The sequence below is a fragment of the Pseudomonas sp. BJa3 genome, assembly GCF_026343815.1.
Taxonomy (GTDB): Bacteria; Pseudomonadota; Gammaproteobacteria; order Pseudomonadales; family Pseudomonadaceae; genus Aquipseudomonas; species Aquipseudomonas soli.
In genome coordinates this window covers 14,652-35,236 of sequence record NZ_JAOXMC010000020.1, presented here as the reverse complement: position 1 = coordinate 35,236, position 20,585 = coordinate 14,652, and the positions used below count along the sequence as shown (strand labels likewise).

Below are 20,585 nucleotides of genomic sequence, written 5' to 3'. Positions count from 1 at the left end.
AAGAATGCCTTGCCTATGGCGGTCTTCGACTTCGACGCCATCGGCAACTTGTGCTCAGGAGAGCGCATGAAAGGTGAGCAGATCATCGAAAAGGCAGCCATGTTTCACCGCTTTTTCTTGCAGGCGACTCAATGCGTAATCACGCCCTGCATACGTGGAGATGAAGACGTACACCCCCGCTTCGCGCAACTCATCCAGCGCGGATGAGCGAACAACCGGTACCCCGCAAAACCGCTTGGTTTCGAGGAACTCATCGACCACAGCCACCAACTCGCTGCCTGGGCGCATCTCACGCAAGGCTCGGCTCAGGCGCACGCCGTGGGTATTGGCCCCCCAGAACGCAAAACGCAAGGCCGACGGCTCTTGGGGCAACAAACGATCGAGCGCCTCAACCATGAGGTGGTTGTACTGGCTGCGTTCACGAGTTTCATAAAAAGTGCTGATTTCCGCTAAAGGCGCCCACCGGGCTCTGGCTGCCTCAATCTGACGAGCCGCCGCGTCACGAATCATTTGCTTGGCCTGCTCGATATCAGGCACCACGGGCTGCCAGTCGATTTCGCTAAAGCTTTCTTCGGTATAGATCCTGACATAGCGATCCAGCCAAGCGAATCGATCACTGATGTTATGGGCAACCACAATGGTTGGAATCCCCATGGCGATGCAAGGAGCCGCGCAGTGCAAACGACTGGTCACCACCAGAGCGCCTTCATCGGCATAGCGCTGACAGAGTTCGCGTGTCATCGCATCGAAGCGCTCTGCCTCCTCTTGGTCCGAGGGAATCTTTTCGAACGGATACATATGGGTAACACGTTCCACCCTGTCGGCCAGCTCAACAGGCACATACTCGAGCAAAGCATCGGGAACATCGACCAGAAAGACCTTGCCATGCTCCGGCGTCTTTTGACGCAGCGGGAAGGTAATGGTCAAGCACCCTGAGGTGAATGCGCTGATACCACGCTCGCGAAACATATGCATGACTCGCTCATCCCGGGTACCAATAGGCTCGTGACGGCGAAAATGCTCCAGATCTGCGGGCTCCTCAACATCACTGGACAGGCCAAAGCTGAAGTAGACCGGAATGATGTAGGGAGACAGAGGCAGTGGACTTTGCGCATTGCCCAGCGTGAAGTAGCCGCACATCGGCATGAGGATGTAGCCATGACGACCATCGTAATCGTGAAACTCATAACGATTCAGGCGAACAATCTGCTCGGCCGGAATTCCCATGCACGCATACAGGTGCTCGACTGCGTGGGTCTGGATATCGTCACCGATGTTATGTCGGCTCCCCGCCGTCAGATGGCCAAAAACCATCACATTGGTGATAAGACCGTATTTCATGGCTGTAGGTGCGAGCATGGATGAACCTCTATCGATTTAGCTCCCCGCCACCGGGGCTCTGCTGTGCGGACCAACCTCCGGAATGCAGCGGCCATCGGCCGGCGAGCGCTCCAGGTATGCCGCAGCACTAAACAGTTATTTTCTTGAGAACCGGTCAGCGCTGGATGAAATAGCGCAGCGTCCGGGCAAAACCTTCTTCTGGCATGACTTTCGGCCGCCACCCCAACCGCTCCATTTTTGAAAGATCGAAGTGGCCACCGGAACGAAACAGCGCCTGCCGATCAGCACTGGGGGGTTGATGCATCACCTTCAGACCCGGAGTCGGCGACAACTGGGCGATCAATCTTGCCAACTCAAGAATCGTCGTCTCGTGATCCAGGCCTACGTTGTAGGCGTTGCCGCCCTCCCCTCGTAGCAGCAGCATCAAGAACGCAGCGGTTGCGTCACCCACATAGCAGAACGGACGACTCCCAGAACCATCGCTATTGAGCACGATATCGCGCCCAGCCAGAGCATCGGCCACGAAATCAGCGAACGAACGACCATCATCCAGTGCGATGCCGGGGCCATATGTATGAGAGATCCTGGCTATCACCGCAGCCACCCCATGCTGACGGTGATAGTCGGCGCACAAGGTTTCCGCCATTCGCTTGCCTTCGCCATAACAGGCAGACACATCCAACGGATCGAGGGCGCCAAAGTCACTTTCGGTAATTGGCTTGCCGCTATCACCATGCCCATAGACAGCACCACTGCTCATGAACATCAAGCGCGCGCGATGGACCCTGGCAAGCTCCAGCAAATTGAGAGTCCCAATGATGTTGGAACGGGCTGTACCGATAGGATCCGCCAGATACTGCCGGGGACTACCAGCACCCGCGGCATGGACGATAAAATCCACCTGCTCCATTGGCGGAAGAGGATTGCACACGTCCTGGATGATGGGACAAAACCAGGTCTGGTCCATCAAATGCGCAAAGCGCCGGTTCAGTTTGTCCCTGCTACGGGCCAATGCATGAATCGTGACCGGCCGCTGAGGCCAGCGCTCGCTCAGCGTTGCAAAAAACTCGACCAGATAAGCCGCCAGGAAGCTTGTCGCACCGGCGATCAGCACATGCTTGCCAGCAAAGCGCTCCCAGTCCTCTGGCCGTGTAAAGATCTGCTCGAGATCCTCGGCGATCACCCGATTACGGGGTGCTACCTGCATCAACAGTTGCATCTCAGGCCAACCTCGCCAACACACCCATTACCTCACCACGCGTCCAGCCCACGTCTACCGGCAGAAGCAGCACATCTTCCACCACAAGGCCAAGGCGTTCGAGTAAACGACGCATGGACGCCTCGCTGAAGAAGTTGACGTGTTCGTGCCAATGTCGCTTGAGAGGCGCAAGCTCCAGGCTGCCAGGATGCTCACGCATCAGGCTCTCATGTGGCACCTCGAGATAGAGCAGCGTGTCCGCGCGCAGCGCTGGCAACATTTGCTCGACCACAGCCGACGGGAAGGAAACGTGCTCAAGTACCTGACTGCAGGTCACCAGGTCGTAGCGTGTCTGGCCTATGAGTTCGAGATCGGCTCGCTCAGCCCCCGGGACGAGCTCCACCCCGGAAATGTCATGGATGTGCAACAAGTGATGCCGTTCACGGAACGGGCTATTTATACCCGTGTCTCCACCCCAGTCCAATACCGCCGGGGATTGCGGGAGACGGGCCGCAAGCCACGCCTCCACCTTGTCGAGGTAGGCCGCGCGCTGGTGATAATGTGGCACCACGTTGGCGTAGCCCGGCTCGAAGCGGATGCGCTGAGCGTTGTATTCATCGTCACGATAGTTGTGGTAGAGCGCTGCCATCTGCTCGTCGGTAAAGCGGTAATCGAGAAACAGCGCACCGCAATCCTGGCATTGCAGCGAAGCGCACAAGGTGTACGCCATGCCCTGTCGGAGATCTCGCAACCCCCAGTCCGACGTAATTTCCACAGGTTCGTGCCCAAAGACACGCTGGGCTACAAAGGGCATGAGCACGGCGGGTGAGCGCTCTAACCTTTGGCTGTCACAGCAGATGCAATGCCTTGCAATAAAATCGCGATTCACCATGTACTGCGCCCCCCATCGATTACCAGATTGGTTCCATTCATGTAGGAGGATGCATCGGAGCACAAGAAAGCAATGGCACCACGATACTCATCGGCCTCGGCCATGCGCCCAAGAGGTATCAGCTGGGTCAGTTTGCTGACGAAGACGTCATTCTGCCCCGCATAGACACCGCCAGGAGAAAGCGCATTGCAGCGAACGCCCTGCTCGCACCAGTAAGTCGCCAGGTATTTGGTGAGCCCGATCAAGCCGTGCTTAACCACCGAATAAGTTACAGGTTTAACCGGTTGCTGATCAGGGCTGCGCCCTTCGATTCGATACAGCCGCTGGTCTGGGGCGATCACTCCAAGATCCGACGCGATATTGACTATCACCCCCCGTCCCCGATTCGCCATTTCGACGCCAAACACCTTGGCGCAATTGAAGGCGCCGCCGAGCCCCACGTCCAGATCAAGCTGCCACTGCTCCCAGGGAAAGTGCTCAAGTCGAGAAAAGTCTTTGTCAGCCGCACTTTCCACTTTTGGGTTACGTGCTGCATTGTTGATGAGAATATCCACCCGACCGTGACTTCCCATGAGGTGTTTAGCCGCTTCCTTGAGAGCGTCCAGATCAGTGATATCCGCCGCTATGGTGAGCGCTTGGCAACCGGTCTCCTCGGCCAGCCGTGCGGCATTATCTGCCAATCCCTGCCCATTGATATCCAGCAAGACCGGCACGCCACCAAGGCCCGCGATGGTTGCCGCATGCTGGTAACCAAGCAGTCCGGCCCCACCGGTGATAACAGCCACGCGATCATCGAGACGGAACAAACTTTCCATATCAGCCATGAATATTCACCTCGCTCAACTGAACCTCACGCCCCTCTTTGAGGGAGCGAAGCGCTGCCAGGGCCAGGCGCAAACTCTGCAACCCATCATGGAGACTTACTGCCGGTGTGGCCGTACCGCGCACGCACTCCAGGAAGTGCCGAGCCTGCGCCAGGAACATATCGTTGCGTACAAACCCTTGGAAATCATCCTCTTCGCTCAACTGGCCTTCGGCGTCGTACACCTTCATCCGGTTAGCCAGCAGATCGATTTCAGCGTACCCCCCATCACCGACGATCTTGAAACTGCGTACAGGCGGGCGTTGCAGATAGTCCTGATGCAGCAGAATCGGGAAGGAATGGCCTTCATTACCACAGCGCATCAGTGAGGAAGCGGTGTCTTCGACATCGATCTCAAGGCCACTGAGTTGGCCGCCATGGGTGACAATGCTGTTCGGCAGGCCGAAGAACCAGTAGATAAGATCCATCTCATGAATCTGCGAGAGAATGACCCCTCCCCCCTGGTCAGCCCGGGCGGCGTACATCTGCCGATAATCTTCGTAGCGATGCCAGTTAGGCAGATACTCGCCAATCTCGGAACGCACGCTGAGCAGGCGCCCAAAAAAACCAGACTCGAGTAATGACTTCAGTCGTTGCAGGCCGGGGTGGAAACGGAAGTTGTAACCCACGTGAAACGGCAAGTGGCGCCGCTCAACTTCAGCCAATAGCTCGTCGATACCTTCAAGGTCGCTGGCTAGAGGCTTCTCCATGAAGACCGGCACGCCAGCGCGGACGCACTCGAGCGCAACAGGGACATGCAATGCGTTGGGGTTACAGATGAATACCGCAGCCGGCTCTTCGGCCAACGCCGCGGACAGATCGTGATGCACCTTTATCCGATAGTCCTGCTCCAGATCGGCACCTTCGTCGATAGTGAGATTATCCCGCAGCTTGATGCGTTGTCCGCGCACACGATAGGCAATGACTTCCAAATCGTCGCCAAGCAACTGTCGCAGGTTACGCAGGTGGCGCTGACCTATCCCACCAAGACCACAAAAAAGAATTTTCACGAGGTTGTCCTTTCGTTGAGCGCCTCACCGCGTAACCAGTCGGTCGCTAGCGCGGCCATACCGGATAGCCAGCGGGGTTCGTCTCCAGCCTCGCCACGGGCGACTTGCAGAACGAAGTCGCCACGGTACTCATGCTTGATCAATTGCTCACGCAATGCATGGAAATCGGTGTCTCCCTCGCCCAATGGCACGGTACCCGCCCCCAGACGACGATCCTTGATGTGGAAACTGCCGATCCTGGGCCCATAAGCCTCGAATTCCTCCTCTGGGCGGTACCCGAGAGACGCGCTGTTTCCGGCGTCATAGTTGACCTTCACCAGAGGATGGTCCAGACGCTCCAGCAGTCCGGCAAACGCCAGCGGCGCAAGGTCTGTCTCAAGGTGCAGCTCTACCCCATGTTGCTCTGCCACAGGCAAAACATGAGTCAGGCTTTCCACTACCTGGTCACGCTCCGCGTCATCGCGTATGCGCGAGGCATCGACAAAAGGCAGAACTACTCGTCCAACGCCCATCTGGGCAGAGACATCCAGCAGCCATTTCAGTCGCTCCAGGAGCTCGCCACGCTCGATGACGGAGCAGCGGAGCAGCGGACGGTCCATGAAGTAATCAGCGCAGATGGAAACGACCGAGACCTGGTGCTGGGCCAGAAGATCCCCCATCAGCTTACGCCCTGCCTCCGTCTCCAGCGGGTTGGCACCCTCGCCGAACACATCGTAGATCCACTCGATTCCACGCAAGCCAATACGGGAGGCGCGCTCGATCTCCAACTGCCACCCTTCACGGGGGAAAGACTGAAAACGGCCTTGCTCCGGAGCACCGAGGCGGCCTTGCATGGTGTAGAGGCCAGCATCGGCGTACTGGCGCAGATAGTCGTTCATCGTCATTCGTCCACCAGCGGGATCAACATGTTGGCTCGCAGTTCTTCCCGGCTCAGGAATGGGAACAGGTCCTCGAGAGGGCTCGACATCATGGCGCCGTTCTGGCCAATCTTCGACGTAACACGCGGACCAATTGCCTGATCGGGTTCGACCATCACCTCGCACAGTACAGGTCCATCAAGGGCCAAGGCTTCATCAATTGCCTTGCGCAGATCGACCTTGCCATCGATACGCCGAACTTGCAGGCCAAAGGCAGTCCCCAAGGCCGATATATCCGGCAACGTCAGGCCGGATGCAGGATCGCAACCAATGGTCTGCTTGAAGTACCCCCCCTGAGAGGCACGAATCGACGCGTACCCATTGTTGTTCAGGACGAAGTACTTGATCGGCAGGTTCAGCCTACGGGCCACCTCCAACTCCTGGATGTTCATCACGAAACCACCATCACCATCCACCGAGACGGTACGGCGACCACCGCTACCCAGGCACCCTCCGATGGAAGCGGGCAAACCGTATCCCATCGAACCCAAGCCCCCGGTAGCCACCGCACGCTGGCCTCGCTTGAGGCGGACCGACAACCAGAAGGTATCGAGAGCCGCCCCCGAACTACCCGGAATGATCTGATCGCCTTCGGCCAGCGCCTCTGACAGCGCTTCACTGAACACATAGGTATTCACATAATCGCCGCCAGCACGATACTCGGGCAGAACCACCGGATAGGCGTGCTTCCAGGCCGCGCAGCGCTCACGCCAGCTTTCGCATTCAAGCCGCGCCTCGCCCGCTACACCCTGCAACTGCTCGAAAAATAACCGCGCATCACACACGAAGCGCTCATCGGGCATATCAGCCAGTTTGGCGATCTCGGCCGGATCGATATCCACCACAACGATTTCGGCCTGACGCGCGAACTGTTTGCGGTCGAATCCGGTAATGGAGAAATCCATACGACAGCCGACAGCCAGCACCAAGTCTGCGTTCTGCACACTGAAGTTGGCGCCACGCTGGGCCACAGTCCCACAACGCCCGACATAAAGAGGATGTTCATACTCCAACAAATCGGCACCGATCCATGTGGTCAGCGTGGGGAGCCCGAGGGACTCGATCAGCTGACGCATAGATCGCTGAGCACCGGCGGCATGGACACCGTTGCCTACCAGCAGCACCGGACGCTCTGCCTGCCGCAAACGGCTTACGAGATGTTTTAACGCCACTGCATCCGGTGCAGACGGCAGGACCTCGGTTTCAGGTTGATAACTTTCCAACTGCTCTGGATTGATCTCTGTGGCCTGAACATCCAGAGGCACATCAATCCAGACGGGGCCTTTACGGCCGCTAAGCATCATGTGATGAGCCTTCTCCAGCTCATACCGTACCCGCAAGGGGTCGAGCAGGCATACCGCATACTTGGTGAGCGGGCCTACCACACTGACGATATCCAGCTCCTGGGTTCCGAGCTGACGCAGACCACTATCGCCTTTGAGATCTGCCCGCTTGACCTGCCCGGAAACGAACATGGCCGGCGTTGACTCAAACCATGCCCCGGCCAGACCAGTAATGGCGTTGGTTGCACCAGGGCCGGAAGTCACCAGACAGGCACCGAACTTGCCGGAGGTACGCGCATACCCTTCTGCAGCAATAGCAGCACCCTGCTCATGGAGCATGCTCACCGCTGTCAGTCTCTGTTGCTGGAACAACGCGTTGTTCAGATGCATGGCTCCTCCTCCCGGCAGGAAGAAGACATGCCCGACGCCTTTGCTGGCGATGAAGTCAAAAATAAAATCGGCAACACGCATGTATGGTTACTCGCAACTGAGATAGGAAGGAACCCGCTCGGCAGGTACGGCGTAGAGCACCAGATCCCAGCCATCACTAACGTGTCCACAGAGGGTGTAGCGATAGTCTGCGCGATACTCGTGCAACTGCAGGAGAATGCGCCACAGATGGTTCTGCTCGTGATAGACGCTGACGGCCACCACCGGCTGATGCAGGGAAATCAAGTGCTTCCCGCCTGATAGGCATTGAGGTTCAAAGCCCTCGATGTCGATCTTGATGAAGGTAGGGGGAAGACCTGCCGCAGCAAGATCATCCAGAGTCGTCATGGGTACCCGCTCGTCACCCAGACCGACACGCGAGGAAGGACCATTACCCGCCTCGATCAAGACGTCCCCCTGGGAGTCCCCCACAGCCAGCCTATGAGAATGAAGCCCTGGACGCGCGATGTTCTGCAAGCACATCTGCAGGGCCTGGAAGTTTCGCTGCACCGGCTCGAAACAATGATATTCGCGATATCCACGGCCAGTGGCCAGGTAGCCCTCCAGCGTATCGCCATTGAAGGCTCCCAGATCGTAGACCACCTCATCAGCCAGGCTGGTACTGAAACGGGCATCGAAGTAAATCTGCGACGGAGAGGAAACCGGCAACAGATCGTGATCCAGATGTAATCTCCACTCGATGTGATCCACGAACAATTGACGCGACGATTCATCACTCAGCAGGGCGAATGCGCGACGAATTGCATCCGCCTCTCCCAGCACATGCTCGGGCAAGTCCATGCAGTAGTGAGGAAGAAGCTGCTCTGGATAACGCCAGGCCAGGTGCCCAAACAGCGCGATGTGTTCAAATCCAAGTTCGCGCAACGGCGCAAGCCGATCAGCCATGCAATCATGGATGTGGCCGCTCCAGATCGTACAGATCACTGCGGGCAGTTTCCCTTCCCACAACTCGCGGAGTTGTGCCGGGCTGTAGACCGGAACATCGTTGATGGATGTGCCCCACAGTGCGGGGTTGTTGTCCATGAAGGCACAGGGCGAAAGCCCCATCGCCTTCAGCACTGCCTGAGCCTTACGCCCCAGATGGCTGGCGCCGAACAGCACGACAGGACGATCCAGCCCTCCGATCAGGCGCTCCAGGGTATTGGCCTGTCGCTCTCGGACAGACTCCAGTGATTCGCCCAGCAAATGTTCGAGGCGTTGGCTAAGTGGTTCGGCATGCATGAGTAAAGCCTCAGAGTGATTGCAGGTAGCGCAGGGCCGACCAGAAACCGGCGCCATGATCCTTGTGGCCCTGCCACACTTCCGGGATGAAGCTCACCTGAGAATGGGCCTTGACCCGCGCCCACGCCGAAGGCCAGTCAATATCACCCGTCCCCATCAGCACGCCTTCGCCATTGGTACCCTTGGCATCAGCCACGTGCAGATGCGCCGAATACGGCAGCAGCAGTGTCAGCGCCTCCTGGAAATCAAGGCCGAAATGGAAGCAGGTCATTTGCAGGTGGGACAGGTCCAGACACAGGCGCATTCCATTGTCACGGGCCTGGGTCGCCAACTCGTCAGGCATCATGAAGATGTTCTGGTGACGCTGGCCGCCGAAGTGCCAAGGGAACGGCGCCATGTTCTGCGGGATGAGTTCTGTCGAGCCGAAGTCGATGCGGGCACACGCTTCATGGAAGCGTTCGTACAGTTGCTCGCGCTCGGCCAGCGGACGCGGAGCGTCAGCGGAAAACCCGCCAATGTTGGCAACGATCAGGCGGGCATCGGCATTGGTGAAGAACTCGCCGATCTGCTGGGTCGCATCCACCACGCGCTGAAGGTTATCGATGGAACGCTGGCGATAGGCAGGATCATCGGCCACCAGATCCAGCAACTCGCTGTTCTCGAACAACTCGGGGGCATGTACCACCAGACGCGAACAGTCGACCGGCGCCAGGAACGACTGCGGCGCCAGGCTGAGATCGCGGTACGAGAGGTGGAACTCGAACAGGTCCGGCTGAATACGACGACGGTAGTCAAGGAAGTCGTGATAACGCACCGGCACCCCCCAGCGAATCGGCATCTGGAACTCCAGCTGCTGCGCAGCTTGCTGTTCTTCCAGGTCGCTTTCGAACAGGAAGTCACCCAAGGCGATATCGCGCTGGGCAGGCTTGCCGAGCAGCTCCGGCAGTCGATAGGGCGGTAATCCCTGGCCGGGGCTCGCAACGCGCAACATGTGCGACTCAAGCACGCACCCGCGCGTGATATCTTGAGCGGCAATCACACTCTTGCCGAGGTTTTCACGGTTGAGCAGTTCCCCCTGGCTGGCATGCCGGCCTGGACCTTGCCATGGCAGCGCCAGTTCCAGTTGGCGGATGCCGTCGACCAGTTGGCGGAACTCGGCCGGCTCCAGGCTGGCCAAGTGATCAGGCCCCTCCATGTCGCGGTCCAGGGTAATGTGCCGCTCCACCAGGCTGGCGCCCAGCGCCACAGCGCCCAGGGTGATGGCGGTGCCGCGCTCGTGCCCCGAGTAACCGATCAGGTCGTGCAGCTCCTGCAGGCGACGCAGATACCCCAGCTGGATGTCGGACTCCGGCGCCGGATAGGCGCTGTTGCAATGCAGCAAAGCAAAGGGAGTGCCCAACGCCTTGAGCTGCTCGATCGCACGGATGATTTCATGCTCGAAGGACATCCCCGTGGACAGAATCAACGGTTTGCCCAGACTGGCCGCCTTGGCGATCAGGTAGGGGTTGCACAGGTCCGCCGAGGCGATCTTCAGCGCCGCCACATCGAACTCGGCCAAGGCATCGACACTGGGTTCATCCCAAGGTGTGCACAGGTAGGTGATTCCCTTCTGCGCGCAATACGCACGCACCTGACGGTGCTCATCGAGGCTTAGCTCGACCTTGTCCAGCAGGTCCTGGATGTATTCCACGCCAAGATCTTCGGCCCGCGAGCCATCAGCCTTGCGTCGGTACAGTGCCTCGCGGTTGCGCAACTGGAATTTGACGCAGTCCGCACCAGCCGCAATGGCCGCGTCCACCAACTGTCGCGCCAGCTCCAGGGAGCCGTTGTGGTTGTTGCCCACCTCGGCAATGACATAGACGCGCTCGCCGCCCAGAGGGATGCCGTCAAGAAGAATTGAAGTCATTGGATTTTCGCTCGCCATGAGGTTACGCCGCTGGATTCAAAGCGGAAATTCTGGGTTTGACAGCCCAATCCGTTCAACACGTGAATCACGCGCTGACGCGACTGGGGCTGCACATAGAACAGGAAGAAACCACCACCACCGGCTCCCAGCAGCTTGCCGCCAACTGCGCCGGCCGCGATGGCAGACTCATAGATTTCATCGAGACGCCCATGACTGATCCCTGAAGAAAAACGTTTTTTCAGGCGCCATGCTTCGTCCAGGCAGAGGCCCACGCCATGCAGTTCGCCGCGAATGAGATGACGGTGCATGCGACGACACAGCGTCACACTGGCGTGCAGCAGATCGGTCTGGTTGTCCTGTGCTTCGATCTCTTCGCGCTGCTGCTCATGCAGCCGCCCGGAGTCGTGGGAAATACCGGTGTTGCACAGTAGCAGGCAGGATTCGAACTCGTTGCGGATCGCATCTTCCAGTCGGATCGGATGCACCAGGTTGCGCTGATTCTCGAACTCGATCAGATTGAAGCCACCGAAGGCCGAGGCGTATTGATCCTGCCAGCCGCCGGCAATGCCGAAGCACAAACGCTCGGCCTGGAACGCCAGCTCGGCGATTTCGTAGGTGCTCCAGCGATCCTGGCGCAGCTCGTTGAACACCGCGATGGTCGCCGTGGTCGCCGCCGAAGAGCCGCCCAGCCCCGACCCCACCGGAAAGTCCGAGCGCAGGAACAGGTCGAAGCCGTAGCTGGGTTTGATCACCGAGATGATGGTCGCCAGCAGGCTTTTGCCGTCGGCCGCCAGCAGGTCGCCCAGGGAGTCGAAGTGTTCTTCCTGGCCCAGGTCCTCGGCATGGATGCTGATCTGCCGGTCTTTACGCGGTACCAGGGTGGCATGAGCGTACAGGCCCACGGTGCAGCTCAGCACGGCAGCCGGGTGGTCGATGAAGAAATAGGTCAGGTCGGTGCCACCGCCGCAGAAGCTCATGCGCACCGGTGCCCTGGCCCGGGCCAGCACCGGCACTTCGGGGCTGGCGGCCAGCTGGCGGGTATAGACCTCTACCAGGCGATGCTCCGCATCCACGCCCGGCAAGGCGATGTACCCCAGGTCGAACAGCTTGAGCAGCTCCTCGCGCGAGGTACCGACCGGCACGGCGCGGAACTGGCGGTTCATGCAGGCGGTCACCGGCAGGTCGGTCTGCCCACCCTGCAGCAGGTGGCGGCGAACGTCGCCGTTGGTTACCACGCCCACCAGGCATCCGCCTTCATCAACGACGAAGACGATCTGCAGGGCACCGGCCTCGATGCGCTCGACCGCATCAAGGATGCTGTGCCGTTCGCTGATGCTCAAGGTCTGGACAAGTGGGGTCATTGCACGGCGTCCCTGTGGAAATCATCGGAGTAGCGGGCGAACGACTCAGGCGTGCCGATATCGATGAAGCGGCCCTGATACTGGCATACGGCAATCGACTCTCCCCCCAGCAGCGTCGGTAGCAGATCGCGCTCCAGAGAACAGCCGCGCACGGCCTGGTCGACGAACGCCGTGGCGGTGAACGCGTAGACGCCTGCATTGATCAGCCCCGGGCCGTTTGCACCCTTCTCCTCGATGGCGGAAAGGTGGCCTGCGGCATCGGTCGCCAGGCTGCCATAACGGCTGCGCTCGTCGACCTTGACGCCAACGATGGCGTGCCCTGCTGCCTCCATCGCCAAGCGGTAGGCAGGTGCATCCAGGTAGGTGTCAGCGTTGAGCACAAGAAAGCGCCCATCAGTTGGCTGCTCACCTAAGGCATTCAACAACGCGCCACCAGTGCCAAGTGGCTCGGCCTCGACCACCAGTAGCAGCTCCAGACCGCTGGCCTGGGCCAAGGCATCAAGTTGCTCGGCCATCTGGTCAGCACGGTAATGGGCGCACAGCACCACCTGGGTGATCCCGGCCTGTGCCAGCTGGCCCAGCACGCCCTGCAAAAACGGCGCGCCATGCACCGGCACCAGGGCTTTCTGGCCGCCCTGGGTCACGCTCTGCAGACGCGTGCCAAAGCCGCCGCACAGGACGTAGGCGCGCATCAACGCAGCCTCCGCACGTAGGTTTCGATACTGCGGGCCGCATGCTCCAGATGATCCTCCGAGAGTCCCGGCCACAAGCCGATCCAGAAGGTGTCGTTCATCACTTTCTCGGTCACACTCAGGTCGCTCGCCACACGGTACTGCTGGTCCTTCATGTAAGGCTGGCGGGTCAGGTTGCCGGCGAACAGCAGTCGCGTGCCGACATTCTGCGCATCGAGATGACGCAGGAGGTCCAGGCGCTCGGTACCACTCTCGTCACGCAGGGTCAGCGGGAAACCGAACCAGGACGGATCACTGTTCGGCGTCGCGTGAGGCAGGATCAGTTGCTCGGTGCAGCCGGAGAGACGATCGCTGAGCCAGGCGAAATTGCGTTTGCGCGCGGCAATGAAGTCATCCACCCGGTCCATCTGCGCCAAGGCACAGGCGGCCTGCATATCGGTGATCTTCAGGTTGTAGCCCAGGTGCGAGTAGGTGTACTTGTGGTCGTAACCCTGCGGCAGATCACCAAGCTGCCAGCAGAAGCGCTTGCTGCAGGTGTTGTCCTCGCCTGGGCCGCAGTAGCAGTCCCGGCCCCAGTCGCGGAAGGACTCGACGATACGCTTGAGCAACGGCGAGTCGGTAAACACCGCGCCGCCCTCGCCCATGGTGATGTGGTGCGCCGGGTAGAAGCTCAGCGTCCCCAGGTCACCGAAACTGCCCACCTGACGGCCATCGTAGGTCGCGCCCAGGGCATCACAGCAGTCCTCGATCAACCACAGGCCATAGCGGTCGCACAACTCGCGCACCACCTTGAGGTTGAACGGGTTGCCGAGCGTGTGGGCGAGCATGATCGCCTTGGTACGCGGGCCGATGGCCGCTTCGATCAACGCCGGGTTGATGTTGTAGGTGCCCATCTCGATATCGACGAACACCGGCACCGCGCCGAACTGCAGGATCGGGTTGACCGTGGTCGGGAAACCGGCGGCAACGCCAATGACTTCATCACCCTTGCGAATCGCACGGTCCCCCAGGCGCGGCGAGGTCAGCGCGGAAAATGCCAGCAGGTTGGCCGACGACCCGGAGTTGGCGGTCAGTACACCGCGACGTCCCAGGTAACGGGCCAGACGCTTTTCGAAAGCCTGGTTGAAACGGCCAGTGGTCAGCCAGCCATCAAGCACCGCCTCGGTCATGGCCTGCAACTCCGGCGCACCGATGACCTTGCCCGACGGCGGTACGGCATGCTGTCCAGGCACGAACTGCGGCGTTGCCAGTTCCAGCTCGGCGTAACGCCCGACGAGTTCGGCAATTTGCTGGCGCAACTGCTGCGCCGTTTGATCAGTCATTGGTTTTCGCCTTCATATGCCGCGATCTGCACACGGCTGTATTGCTGCATGTCCTGGCCGTCGCGCCAGGCACGATGCCAATCAAGGGTTCGTTGCAGGGCCTGCGGCAAGCCCCAGCGCGGGCGCCAGCCCAACAGCTGACGAGCCCGGGATGAATCAAGGGTGAGCAGCCCGGCCTCGTGGGGCTGACCGAGCGACTCGACCGTCCAGCGCGCTTCGCCTGGCCACAGCCCGGCCATGGCCTGGACCACCTCGCCGACGGTGGCCGTGCCCTGGCTGTCGGGGCCGAAATTCCAGGCCTGGGCCACCGCCTGGCCCTGCTCGACCAGCGCCTGGGCCAAGAGCAGATAGCCGTGCAAGGGGTCAAGCACGTGCTGCCACGGCCGCACCGCGTCCGGATAGCGCAGGGTCAGCGTTTCGTCCGCGTCCCAGGCACGCAGAATGTCCGGCAACAGTCGGTCTGCCGACCAGTCGCCCCCCCCGATTACGTTGCCGGCACGGGCGGTCGCCAACGCGACACCACGCTCGCGCAGAAAGGAATCGCGCCACGACGCGCACAGCAACTCTACGCAGGCCTTGCTGCTGCTATAGGGGTCATGGCCGCCCAGGGCATCCTGCTCGCGATAGGGCCAGAGCCACTCGCGGTTTTCGTAGCACTTGTCGCTGGTCACCACCAGTACCGCACGCACCGTATCGCACTGGCGCACAGCCTCGAGCAGGTTGAGGGTACCGGTGACGTTGGTTGCGTAGGTGTCCACCGGGGTCCGGTACGACTCACGCACCAACGGTTGCGCGGCCAGGTGCAGGACCACCTCGGGGCGAAACGCCTGCAGGCTGCGCCCCAGGTGCCCGGCATCACGGATATCGGCAAACTCTCCCGCCATGCACTCGTTCAGGCGCGCGTTTTGGTGGAGCGCAGGCTGGGTGTCCGGTGCGAGCGAATAGCCATACACCTTGGCACCCAACTGGCTGAGCCACAGCCCCAGCCAGCCGCCCTTGAAGCCGCTGTGGCCGGTCAGGAATACCCGGCGCCCGGCCCAGAAGTCGCGGCTTACGGCCATACCCGCCATTGCGCCTCTCCCGACTTCCAGCGCTCTTCGAGGTAAGTGCGGTCACGCAGGGTGTCCATGGCCTGCCAGAAGCCGCGGTGGGTATGGCTCATCAGCTGGCCGGCCTGGGCGAGCGCACGCATGGGCTCGTATTCCCAGGTGGTGTCGTCGCCGTCGATGTAGTCGAAGATGCCCGGCTCCAGCACGAAGAAACCGCCGTTGATCCAGCCGCCGTCACCCAGGGGTTTCTCCTGGAATCCCTGCACCTGCTCGCCCCGAACATCGAGCGCGCCATAGCGCCCGGGCGGCTGCACGGCGGTGACAGTCGACAGCTTGCCGTGGTTCTTGTGGAAATCGATCAGCGCGGGGATATCGACGTTCGCCACCCCGTCACCGTAGGTCAGGCAGAAGGTCTCGTCGCCGACATAGTCGCGCACACGCTTGATCCGCCCACCGGTGGCGGTGTTCTCGCCGGTGTCCACCAGCGTCACCCTCCACGGCTCGGCGTTGCGGTTGTGGATGTGCATGCGGTTTTCCGACATGTCGAAGGTCACGTCGGACATGTGCAAGAAATAGTTGGCGAAGTACTCCTTGATCACATAGCCCTTGTAGCCCAGGCAGATCACGAAATCGTTGATCCCATGGTGGGAGTAGATCTTCATGATGTGCCAGATGATCGGCTTGCCGCCGATCTCGATCATCGGCTTGGGACGAAGATGCGACTCTTCGCTGATGCGTGTACCCAGGCCGCCGGCCAGGATGACTGTTTTCATTGTCGACTTACCTTGGAAGGCCGCTGCCCTGGACGGGCTGACAAAATACTGACCAATTCAGCTACTTGGGCAGACATAGCAAAAAGACTGCCAACTCGCGCCCGGGCAAAGCACCGCCTAGCGATTCGCCTGCACGAGATTGACCGGCGAGACCGGATGCACAGACCGGCAGGATGCCGGGCTGTGCTTAGCTCAACCAGTTCAATGGGGGATCAGTAAATCCAGGCTTGTGTAATCACACAGAGAGTCGCCAGCACGAGGCATCACCGCAGCATCAAACGGCAAAGAACGAGGGGCAAGGTGCAGAGTTAACGACTATGGTCACCAGCGTTTGCTCTACAGGAAGGGGACGATGTGAAGCCAGTTGCAGCGCTTTCGAACATCAAGCATCCAATATTATTGAATCTGTCAATAAATCGCCGCACCAAGCCGCCTTTCAAGGCACGAAACCATGCGCCTACGCAACCCCAATCGCCAATCACCGATAGGTTTTCGTGTCCACGTGACGAGGCAATTTGTAGATCGAAAGTTTCCAGACATACAATTTGAACCCAGGATCCAACTGAGCTTGTTTCTTATTAGCGCTCACAGCTTGGGAGGCGGACACTCTGCCTGCTGATAAGTCAGTGTGTAGGTGTAATGCCTGTCAAACCTATAGGGCGCATTGCCAGGCGCGGACCATTCCGCGTATTTCCCCGACATACTCACAGCCCCCGACAGCCCCCCCATACCAATGGTCGCTACATTGCCGTAGTCGGCGAGAGGAACACTGCCATACCAGTGAATTTCATCGCCGTCTGTAAACCATGCACCATTCCAGTTGGCTTCGGTAGTGGAGTACCAGGTCTTGTTGGCCTTGAAACAAACCATCTGCACCGTGGCAGCGGCACCGTTGGAGACGTGAAAGGTAGACAACTTCCAATAGCCTGACGGCACTTCGCCTGCCTGCACAGTCAAGGCTGCACCTAAGGCAATGCCCAAGCTCGATACCCGACTCAACATCCTTTTCATAATTTTTTCCTTGAATTTGCCACCAGCAGGCCCAGTGCCCATCACTGGGGATTGATCACGCCTAAACGCCCCGCAGATGGCGACCATCAAAGAATATGCATAAGCGCATAAACAGTCAATGCAATATTGCATTTTCGATGCAAAGCGCTTCTCCGCCAGCCAGGCCGCTGGCGCGAGTATGATGCCTGGGAACTTTTGAAGCTGCTCACCTGAGCAGGCTGTCACCTCTCCTCAAGGCAATACAGGGCCTTGATTCATCCCTGCACTACGCCTACCCATCTAGGCTCCGTACGAAAAGCCTTGATACTTGTTCATGCTGCGTTGAAAACAGCCTCGGATTGCTCATGTACTCCAGTACAGTCGGGCGCGACCCCGGCCGTTCCTCGGCTGTTTTCGCCTTGCCTGACCTGCGTCTCAAGACTTTTCGTACAGAACCTAGTGTACTGCCCCGAAATTAGCTGCTCACTTTTGACGGCGTCTTGGGCGCCCGGCCGGCGTTGCCACTCACCAAAAGAGAACGAACTTCCGAGTCAGGACACTAGAAGGTTCGAGCTACCCTTCAGCCCAACGCGTTCAACCAACGCGGCCCACTTGCATCTGCCGGCTGCGCGATACCCAACGCCCCGTCCACCGCAACGGCCCGGGCGAACGCCGCAGGCGCATATGCGACCAGCGCCTGGCGCGCAGCATCGGACAGCACCGGCACGCCCTGGTTGATCAGTTGCGCCTGAGGCGCCATCAGCACCAGCAGGCCCGCCTGGGAAACCTGCAGGCACAACTCGATATCCGGCGCCTGACCCTGACCAAGCCCACCTAGTGCATCCAGCACTTTTTTGCGCACCATCAGGCCATCAATCGAAACTGCCTGGCAGACACGTACGACGTCCAGCCCCAAGGCCTCGCCACGTTCATCTACGCCAAGCCCCAGCCAACTGGCATGAACCTGCCCGGCCTCAAGCAACTCATAGCCGGCATGACTCACACGCCCGGTTTCGTCATGCATCTGGCAACCGACCACACCCACCTCGGGGCGTTGGGCCTGGTTGAGCAAGCTCTCGATCCATCCGGGACTGGAAACCTGGCTGCGGTCACTCATCAACACCAGATACTCACCGCGCGCCTCGCCAATGGCCTGGTTGAGCCGATCAACCGAGCTCGCGGCCGGACACGACAGCATCCGCACACGCCCACCCAGGCTCGTCTCCTGCCGTTGCTCACCACGGGTGACCACCAGCACTTCGTAGCGTGGATAACGCGTACGCTGCTGGATGCTGGCCAGGCTGGTGCCCAGTTGCTGCATATCATCCCCGGCATCCAGCAGAATGCTGACCAGCGGCGTGGTCGGATGACGGAAGTCGATGAACAGGCGCCCTTCGTGCCCCTGCTCGACCTGTCCGCGATAACCCAACTGCCCCAGATGTCGACCCAAGGTAACCTGGGCGTCGGAGAGCATCGACTCGCAATGGTTGCTACCGATCACCAGGTATTCGTCGATATGCGCCAGGCCGTCCAGCCCATTGGCCTCCACCACCCTGAGCAGAAGATCCAGATCCAGCGCCTGACGGCAGGTGTCGCTGTAGCCGCCCACCTCCAGCACCACCTCTCGACGCAGCAACCAGTGCGGGGCCATCAGGTCAGGACGGCTGCGCAGCAGGTCAAAATCCGCCCCTGGCCGCAGAACACTGACCAGGCGACCCTCACAGTCACGCTGCACCTCGTTACCACACACAGCCTTGAGGCCTTCGGCCTGAGCCAGCTCCAACTGCAGACGCAGCAGACCGCTGCCCGCCAACTCGTCACCGGCCTGCATCAGCATCAGCCACTCACAGGGCAACTGCCTGACCACCTGATTGAGGTGCGAAACGGCGTTCTCCGTCGTGACCTTGACGAAATGCAGGGTATCCCGCGCGGTGGTAATCGCCGGCAGGCTTCCAGCCTTGAGTACCACGAGACGAAAGTCGCGCAGGCCGCTGGCCACCACTGTGTCAAAGGTACGCTGCAGAGCAGCGTCATCATCTTCAAGGTCCAGCACCAGCAAGGCGATCTGCGGACGCTGGCCAGCGTCCAGATGCTTCTGCACGCGCTGCTTTGCGGCGTCATCCAGGGTCGCAGCCGCCAGCACTCGCAGCACCTGGCCCGATGCTGTCCGCGCCAGGCAGCCCGTCAACTCCGGAGCCCCGACCTGCGCCAGGCGATCAAGCCAATGCGCCAGTTCCTCGCGCGCCTCTTGCTCATCGTCTTCCAGCACCTCCAGCAACAACTGGCATACCTGCGGCGAGAAAAGATTGACCGCCAGAGCCTCCCAGTACCGCCCGCGCAGTGTCATCAGGTTGTCGTTGGCATGACGCTGCAGCAGATCGCGCTGGCGCACCCATGCCCCTTCCACCGCGCGCACATGCTCACGCCCAACCGGCCAGGCGTGCACCAAGAACTCCAAATCCGACAACTGGCGGAATACCCTGGCATTGTAGTAAGGCAGCTCGACATGCTGGCGCGGCTCGAAGCTGCGCTCAGGCGTATGAACGACGCTGGTCCAGGGCGATTCGAAAAGCAGGGGTGCGACACCGAGGTGCGCCGTGGTCAGTACGAACTGGCGCAGTATGGTAAAGCCTTCATCTCCCTCGAACTCACCTGCTTGCTGCTCATCCCACTGCCGCAGGGTGCGAATGACCGGCGCCAAGGCATCCGGATCGATGATCTGGTCCCGGCATTCGCTGACCACCAGCGTCTGTTCGAGCACCGGGATATCACCTTGGCGCAACAGGGCGAATGACAATCCTACCAGCCAGTCCTCGCCATCTACCCGCGCCGAAGCATCGGCAAGAGCCGTTCGCAGCGCACTCACCCGCAGCACGGCACGCCAGGGCTGCAGGCCACTGATGGCGTGTGCGAGCACACGGTCACGCATGCCTGGGCCGAGTTGAGGCTGCGCTGTTTCACCGAGGCGGTGATAACTGACCGTGCTGTTGCCGGGACGCATGCCTAGCGCGTACCCCTGCACACCCTGCGCCTGCGGATTGGCGGCCAGCCAGACCTGGGCCTCCTGCATCGCCTCGGGCAGCAGGAAGTCGCTGTCCCTGGTCAGCACCACGTAGGGGGAATCGACCTCATCTAGCACCCGCTTCAGCGCCTCGCGCACCTGCTCGCCACTGCCCCCCTCGATTACGGTGGCGGTATGACCGCTACCGTCAAGGTAGGCAATCGCACGCTCGCGATAACCCAGGTCCTCGCTGCCGAGCAGTACGACGTGGGTATCGAGGGCGGACGAAGTGTTTACGGATGTTTGTGCAGTCATGG

Annotated in this window: 16 protein-coding genes; all 16 read right to left on the bottom strand. The window is 60.2% G+C overall.

The window, feature by feature from the left end:
- Positions 1-54: 54 nt before the first annotated feature.
- The 16 genes from OH705_RS22010 to OH705_RS21935 all read right to left on the bottom strand — a co-directional run bounded on the left by OH705_RS22010 (position 55) and on the right by OH705_RS21935 (position 20,583).
- Positions 55-1,359 (bottom strand): polysaccharide pyruvyl transferase family protein, encoded by a 1,305-nt coding sequence (locus tag OH705_RS22010; protein ID WP_267303003.1) that lies wholly within the window; start codon positions 1,357-1,359, stop codon positions 55-57.
- Positions 1,360-1,495: 136 nt separating this feature from the next.
- Entirely contained in the window at positions 1,496-2,560 is a 1,065-nt protein-coding gene (locus OH705_RS22005; protein WP_267303002.1) for an NAD-dependent epimerase/dehydratase family protein, read from the bottom strand.
- Position 2,561: 1 nt separating this feature from the next.
- Positions 2,562-3,269, bottom strand: a complete 708-nt coding sequence (locus tag OH705_RS22000) for a class I SAM-dependent methyltransferase (RefSeq protein WP_267303001.1) — start codon at positions 3,267-3,269, stop codon at positions 2,562-2,564.
- Between the two features lie 155 nt (positions 3,270-3,424).
- Positions 3,425-4,255, bottom strand: a complete 831-nt coding sequence (locus OH705_RS21995) for an SDR family oxidoreductase (protein WP_267303000.1) — start codon at positions 4,253-4,255, stop codon at positions 3,425-3,427.
- Entirely contained in the window at positions 4,248-5,303 is a 1,056-nt protein-coding gene (locus tag OH705_RS21990) for a Gfo/Idh/MocA family protein (protein WP_267302999.1), read from the bottom strand. Before OH705_RS21990 ends, OH705_RS21995 begins: the two co-directional genes overlap by 8 nt.
- Positions 5,300-6,181 (bottom strand): sugar phosphate isomerase/epimerase family protein, encoded by an 882-nt coding sequence (locus tag OH705_RS21985; protein WP_267302998.1) that lies wholly within the window; start codon positions 6,179-6,181, stop codon positions 5,300-5,302. The genes OH705_RS21990 and OH705_RS21985 overlap by 4 nt, the downstream gene beginning before the upstream one ends.
- A gap of 2 nt (positions 6,182-6,183) precedes the next feature.
- A complete protein-coding gene (locus OH705_RS21980; RefSeq protein ID WP_267302997.1) occupies positions 6,184-7,974 on the bottom strand; it encodes a thiamine pyrophosphate-binding protein in 1,791 nt (596 codons plus the stop codon).
- Positions 7,975-7,980: 6 nt separating this feature from the next.
- Positions 7,981-9,174, bottom strand: a complete 1,194-nt coding sequence (locus OH705_RS21975) for an FkbM family methyltransferase (RefSeq protein WP_267302996.1) — start codon at positions 9,172-9,174, stop codon at positions 7,981-7,983.
- A gap of 10 nt (positions 9,175-9,184) precedes the next feature.
- Positions 9,185-11,080 carry an N-acetylneuraminate synthase family protein gene (locus tag OH705_RS21970; protein WP_267302995.1) on the bottom strand — a complete coding sequence of 632 codons (1,896 nt, stop codon included), beginning with the start codon at positions 11,078-11,080 and terminating at the stop codon, positions 9,185-9,187.
- A complete protein-coding gene (locus OH705_RS21965) occupies positions 11,077-12,441 on the bottom strand; it encodes a CBS domain-containing protein (RefSeq protein ID WP_267302994.1) in 1,365 nt (454 codons plus the stop codon). The genes OH705_RS21970 and OH705_RS21965 overlap by 4 nt, the downstream gene beginning before the upstream one ends.
- Entirely contained in the window at positions 12,438-13,133 is a 696-nt protein-coding gene (locus OH705_RS21960) for a sugar phosphate nucleotidyltransferase (RefSeq protein WP_267302993.1), read from the bottom strand. The genes OH705_RS21965 and OH705_RS21960 overlap by 4 nt, the downstream gene beginning before the upstream one ends.
- The gene (rfbH, locus tag OH705_RS21955) at positions 13,133-14,455 is read right to left on the bottom strand and encodes a lipopolysaccharide biosynthesis protein RfbH (protein WP_267302992.1); all 1,323 of its coding nucleotides are present in this window, start codon (positions 14,453-14,455) and stop codon (positions 13,133-13,135) included. The genes OH705_RS21960 and rfbH overlap by 1 nt, the downstream gene beginning before the upstream one ends.
- The gene (gene rfbG / locus OH705_RS21950; RefSeq protein ID WP_267302991.1) at positions 14,452-15,525 is read right to left on the bottom strand and encodes a CDP-glucose 4,6-dehydratase; all 1,074 of its coding nucleotides are present in this window, start codon (positions 15,523-15,525) and stop codon (positions 14,452-14,454) included. Before rfbG ends, rfbH begins: the two co-directional genes overlap by 4 nt.
- The gene (gene rfbF / locus OH705_RS21945; protein ID WP_267302990.1) at positions 15,507-16,277 is read right to left on the bottom strand and encodes a glucose-1-phosphate cytidylyltransferase; all 771 of its coding nucleotides are present in this window, start codon (positions 16,275-16,277) and stop codon (positions 15,507-15,509) included. Before rfbF ends, rfbG begins: the two co-directional genes overlap by 19 nt.
- Before the next feature lie 585 nt (positions 16,278-16,862).
- The gene (locus tag OH705_RS21940) at positions 16,863-17,513 is read right to left on the bottom strand and encodes a hypothetical protein (protein ID WP_267302989.1); all 651 of its coding nucleotides are present in this window, start codon (positions 17,511-17,513) and stop codon (positions 16,863-16,865) included.
- A gap of 334 nt (positions 17,514-17,847) precedes the next feature.
- A complete protein-coding gene (locus tag OH705_RS21935) occupies positions 17,848-20,583 on the bottom strand; it encodes a glycosyltransferase (RefSeq protein ID WP_267302988.1) in 2,736 nt (911 codons plus the stop codon).
- Positions 20,584-20,585 lie beyond the last annotated feature (2 nt).

Coding starts and splice junctions, on each gene's coding strand:
- OH705_RS22010 (WP_267303003.1), bottom strand. CDS start 1,359: ATGCTCGCACCTACAGCCATGAAATACGGTCTTATCACCAATGTGATG.
- OH705_RS22005 (WP_267303002.1), bottom strand. CDS start 2,560: ATGCAACTGTTGATGCAGGTAGCACCCCGTAATCGGGTGATCGCCGAG.
- OH705_RS22000 (WP_267303001.1), bottom strand. CDS start 3,269: ATGGCGTACACCTTGTGCGCTTCGCTGCAATGCCAGGATTGCGGTGCG.
- OH705_RS21995 (WP_267303000.1), bottom strand. CDS start 4,255: ATGGCTGATATGGAAAGTTTGTTCCGTCTCGATGATCGCGTGGCTGTT.
- OH705_RS21985 (WP_267302998.1), bottom strand. CDS start 6,181: ATGAACGACTATCTGCGCCAGTACGCCGATGCTGGCCTCTACACCATG.
- OH705_RS21980 (WP_267302997.1), bottom strand. CDS start 7,974: ATGCGTGTTGCCGATTTTATTTTTGACTTCATCGCCAGCAAAGGCGTC.
- OH705_RS21975 (WP_267302996.1), bottom strand. CDS start 9,174: ATGCATGCCGAACCACTTAGCCAACGCCTCGAACATTTGCTGGGCGAA.
- OH705_RS21970 (WP_267302995.1), bottom strand. CDS start 11,080: ATGACTTCAATTCTTCTTGACGGCATCCCTCTGGGCGGCGAGCGCGTC.
- OH705_RS21965 (WP_267302994.1), bottom strand. CDS start 12,441: ATGACCCCACTTGTCCAGACCTTGAGCATCAGCGAACGGCACAGCATC.
- OH705_RS21960 (WP_267302993.1), bottom strand. CDS start 13,133: ATGCGCGCCTACGTCCTGTGCGGCGGCTTTGGCACGCGTCTGCAGAGC.
- rfbH (WP_267302992.1), bottom strand. CDS start 14,455: ATGACTGATCAAACGGCGCAGCAGTTGCGCCAGCAAATTGCCGAACTC.
- rfbG (WP_267302991.1), bottom strand. CDS start 15,525: ATGGCGGGTATGGCCGTAAGCCGCGACTTCTGGGCCGGGCGCCGGGTA.
- rfbF (WP_267302990.1), bottom strand. CDS start 16,277: ATGAAAACAGTCATCCTGGCCGGCGGCCTGGGTACACGCATCAGCGAA.
- OH705_RS21935 (WP_267302988.1), bottom strand. CDS start 20,583: ATGACTGCACAAACATCCGTAAACACTTCGTCCGCCCTCGATACCCAC.